This is a genomic window from Lysobacter zhanggongensis (assembly GCF_046638635.1).
In the GTDB taxonomy this organism is placed as follows: Bacteria; Pseudomonadota; Gammaproteobacteria; order Xanthomonadales; family Xanthomonadaceae; genus Novilysobacter; species Novilysobacter luteus.
In genome coordinates this window covers 1-4349 of record NZ_JBJXHK010000128.1, presented here as the reverse complement: position 1 = coordinate 4349, position 4349 = coordinate 1, and the positions used below count along the sequence as shown (strand labels likewise).

Here is a 4349-nt window from a genome sequence, read left to right as displayed (position 1 = left end):
CGCCGACCGCCAGCCGCACCGGCTCTCCGGCGGCCAGCAGCAGCGCGTCGCGCTGGCGCGCGCGCTGGCGCCGCAACCGCGGTTGGTGTTGCTGGACGAACCTTTCTCGAGCCTTGATCCCGATTTGCGCGAGCGCCTGGCGGTGCAGGTGCGCGAGGCGCTGAAGGCCGCCGGCATCGGCGCGCTGCTGGTGACGCACTCGCAGGTCGAGGCCTTCGCGATGGCCGACCGCATTGGCGTGATCGGCGATGGGCGGCTGCAGCAGTGGGCCAGCGGCTACGACCTCTACCACCGCCCGGCGAACCGTTTCATCGCCGGCTTCGTCGGAGAGGGCGTGCTGCTGCCGGCGACCGTCGTCGACGCGGACCACGTGCACACCGCCTTCGGCGTGCTCGCCGCCGACCACCGCCTGGGCGCGCCGACGGGTTCGCGGGTGGAAATGTTGCTGCGCCCGGACGACGTCATCCACGACGACGACGCGCCGCTGCAGGCACGAATCGTACGCCGGCATTTCCGCGGCGCCGACTTCCTCTACGCGCTGCAGCTCGAGGGGGGCGACCTGGTGGAGGCGCTGGTGCCATCCCACCACGACCATGCCATCGGCCAGCGGATCGGCATCCGGCTGGACCTGGAGCACGTCATCGTGTTCGAACACCCGCCGCAACCGGGCGGCGAAGTGCTGGCCGGTACCGGCGACTGACGCGCCCGCGGGCGCGCGGGTTCAGCGCGCCGCGTCCGCCGGAACCCTGACCCTGAACCACGCCGCGTACAGCGCAGGCAGGAAGAACAGCGTCAGCACCGTGGCGACCAGCAGGCCGCCCATGATCGCCACCGCCATCGGTCCGAAGAAGGCGCTGCGCGACAGCGGGATCATCGCCAGGATCGCCGCCAGCGCGGTCAGCACGATCGGCCTGAACCGCCGCACCGTGGCCTCCACGATCGCCTGCCACGGCTCGCGGCCGTCCTCGCGGTCCTGCTCGATCTGGTCGACCAGGATCACCGAGTTGCGCATGATCATGCCGGCCAGCGCAATCGTGCCGAGCATCGCCACGAAGCCGAACGGCACCCGGAACACCAGCAGGAACAGGGTCACGCCGATCAGCCCCAGCGGCGCGGTCAGCAGCACCATGATGCTGCGCGAAAAGCTGCGCAGCTGCAGCATCAGCAGGGTGAACACGACGAACAGGAACAGCGGCACGCCGGCGATGATGGAGTTCTGCCCGCGGGCGGAGTCCTCGACGCTGCCACCGATCTCGACCGAGTAGCCGAAAGGCAGTCCGGCGCGGATCGCGTCGAGCGTCGGCGAGATCTGCGCCATCACCGTCGCCGGCTGGGTGCCGTCGTAGATGTCGGCGCGCACGGTCATCGTCGGCTTGCGGTCGCGGTGCCAGATGATCCCCTCTTCGAAGCCGTACTCGATGGTTGCGACCTGGCCCAGCGGCACGCTCTGCCCGCTGGCGGTGGGGACCATCAGGCTGTCGAGCTCGTCGAGCTGCACGCGCTCGGCGTCGGCGCCGCGCAGCATCATGCCGATCAGCTCGTCGCCCTCGCGGAACGTGCTCACCTGGCTGCCCGACAGCGAACTGCCGAGCACCTGCGCCAGCTGCGCCGAGGTAATGCCCAGCGCGCGAGCGCGGTCCTGGTCGACCTGCAGCAGCACCACCTTGCCGGGCTCGTCCCAGTCGAGGTTCACGTTTGCCACGTGCGGGTTCTCGCGGATCTTCCCGCGCACGGCATAGGCAATCGCGCGTACCTGCTCGATGTGCTCGCCCGACACCCGGAACTGCACCGGGTAGCCGACCGGCGGGCCGTTCTCGAGGCGGGTCACGCGCAACTGCAGCTCGGGGAACTTCGGCACGACCTCCTCGATCATCCAGCTGCGCACCGCCTCGCGTGCCTCGAGACTCTCGGGCATCAGCACGAACTGGGCGAAGTTGGCGGCCGGCAGCTGCTGGTCGAGCGGCAGGTAGAACCGCGGCGACCCCGTGCCGACATAGGCGGTGTAGTTGACCAGGTCGCCGCGCGCGGCGAGCAACTCCTCAAGCCGCTCGACCTGGGTGGCGGTGGCCTTCAGCGAGCTGCCCTCGGCCAGCTCCATGTCGACCATCAGTTCGGGCCGAACCGAATCGGGGAAGAACTGCTGCGGAACGAACCGGAACATCAACACCGAGGCCACGAAACCGGCGACCGTCAGGCCGATCACCAGCCAGCGCCGCCGCACGCACCACACCAGCCAGCGGCGGAAACGCTGGTAGAAGCGCGTGCCGTACGGGTCGTGCAGGTGGCCGTCGTGCGGCATCGGCGCGATCACGTCGGCAAACGCCGGGAAGCGGTCTGCCCAGCGCTCGCGCTGCCCCTGCCAGCGCGCCGCCAACGAACCCGGCGTGGGCGGGGCCGCGTGGCCGCCAGCGTTCCTGTCAATACCAGGCAGCAGCTTGTCGCCCAGGTACGGGATGAACGCCACCGCGGCGATCCACGACACCAGCAGCGCGATCGTCACCACCTCGAACAGCGAGCGGGTGTACTCGCCCGTGCTCGAGGCCGCGGTCGCGATCGGCAGGAAGCCGGCCGCGGTGATCAGCGTGCCGGTCAGCATCGGGAACGCGGTGCTGTCCCACGCGAACGCCGCCGCGCGCAGGCGGTCGAAGCCCTGCTCCATCTTGATGGCCATCATCTCCACCGCGATGATCGCGTCGTCCACCAGAAGCCCGAGCGCGAGCACCAGTGCGCCAAGCGAGATCTTGTGCAGGCCGACCCCGAGCAGGTCCATGACGAAGAACGTCATCGCCAGCACCAGTGGGATCGACAGCGCGACCACCAGGCCGGTCCGCACGCCCAGCGACAGGAAGCTCACCAGCAGCACGATGACCACCGCCTCGGTCAGCACTTTGACGAACTCGCCGACCGATTCCTCCACCGCCGCCGGCTGGTCGGAGACCTTGTGCAGTTCCATCCCGGCCGGCAGGGTCGCCTGCAGTTCGGCGAAGCGCGCCTCCAGCGTCTCGCCCAGTTCCAGGATGTCGCCGCCCTGCTTCATCGACACGCCGATGCCGATCGCGTTGTCGCCCATGAAGCGCATGCCCGGGCCAGGCGGGTCGGCAAAACCGCGACCGACCTCGGCCACGTCGCCGAGCCGGAAGGTGCGGTCACCGACCCGGATCGGGAAATCCCGGATCTGCTCGACGCTGCGGAACTGTCCGCTGATGCGCACCGGCACGCGGTTGCCCGGCGTTTCGAAGAAACCAGCCGGCACCATCGCGTTCTGCTGCTCCAGCGCCTGCTGGACCGCCGAGGCGGGCACGCCCAGCGTCGCCAGCTTGGTATTGGAAAGCTCGATCCAGATCTTCTCGTCCTGGACGCCGAACAGTTCGATCTTGCCGACGTCGGGGACCGCCTGCAGCGCCAGTTGCACGCGCTCGGCGTAGTCCTTCATCACCGCGTAGTCGAAGCCTTCGCCGGTGAGCGCGTAGATGTTGCCGAAGGTGTCGCCGAACTCATCGTTGAAGAACGGCCCGACGATGTCGCGCGGCAGTTCGGGGCGCAGGTCGCCGACCTTCTTGCGCACCTGGTAGAACAGATCCGGGATCTCACCCGACCGCATCGAGTCGCGCGCGGCGAAGATCACCTGCGACTCGCCGGGGCGTGAGTACGAGCGGATGAACTCGTACTCGCCCGTTTCCATCAGCTTGCGCTCGATCCGGTCGGTCACCTGCCGGGCGACCTGCTCGGCGGTCGCGCCGGGCCACACGGTATGGATCACCATCACCTTGAAGGTGAAGGCGGGGTCCTCGCTCCGGCCGAGCTTGAGGTAGGAGAATGCGCCGGCGATCGCCAGCACCAGCATCGCGTAGACCACCAGGCTGCGGTGCCGCAGCGCCCACTCGGACAGGTTGAAGCGCATCGTCGCGGTTCCGCTCAGTCGACCGCGGCCGCGGACGGACCGCGCACGGGGCGGTTGTCACGGTCGACCGGTTGCACCTTCTGGCCTTCGCGCAGCAGGTGCCCGCCGGCGGCGACGACCCAGGCCTGGCGGTCCAGCCCGCCGGTGACCGGGACGCGCTCGTTGCCGTACGCGCCCACCTGCACCGGCTGCAGCTTGAGGGTGGAAGTCGCCGGGTCGACCACGAACACCGCCACCGCGTCCTCGCCGACGCGCTGTAGCGCCGACAACGGGACACTCAGGCCTTCGCGGTCGCCGTTGGTGTCCACGTGCACGCGGGCGCTCTGGCCGAGTTCGAGCGCCCCGGCCGGCGCTTCCACCACCGCGCGCGCGGCAAAGGTGCGCGAAGCCGGGTCGGCCATGGGCGCGATCTCCCGCACCCGGCCAGGCCAGCGCCGCTCGGGATCGG

The 4349-nt window shown here is 69.6% G+C and carries 3 protein-coding genes; 1 reads left to right on the top strand and 2 read right to left on the bottom strand.

The window, feature by feature from the left end; all coding sequences use genetic code 11:
• Positions 1-700 (top strand): ABC transporter ATP-binding protein (locus ACKVMH_RS12885; RefSeq protein ID WP_412700598.1); only part of this gene is annotated, 700 nt, incomplete at its 5' end.
• A 21-nt stretch (positions 701-721) separates the two neighbouring features.
• On the opposite strand, the gene ACKVMH_RS12880 is transcribed toward ACKVMH_RS12885, so the two are convergent.
• Both ACKVMH_RS12880 and ACKVMH_RS12875 read right to left on the bottom strand, forming a co-directional pair.
• The gene (locus ACKVMH_RS12880; protein ID WP_412700597.1) at positions 722-3901 is read right to left on the bottom strand and encodes an efflux RND transporter permease subunit; all 3180 of its coding nucleotides are present in this window, start codon (positions 3899-3901) and stop codon (positions 722-724) included.
• Between the two features lie 14 nt (positions 3902-3915).
• Positions 3916-4349: efflux RND transporter periplasmic adaptor subunit (locus ACKVMH_RS12875; RefSeq protein ID WP_412700596.1), on the bottom strand; the 434-nt coding region annotated here is incomplete at its 5' end.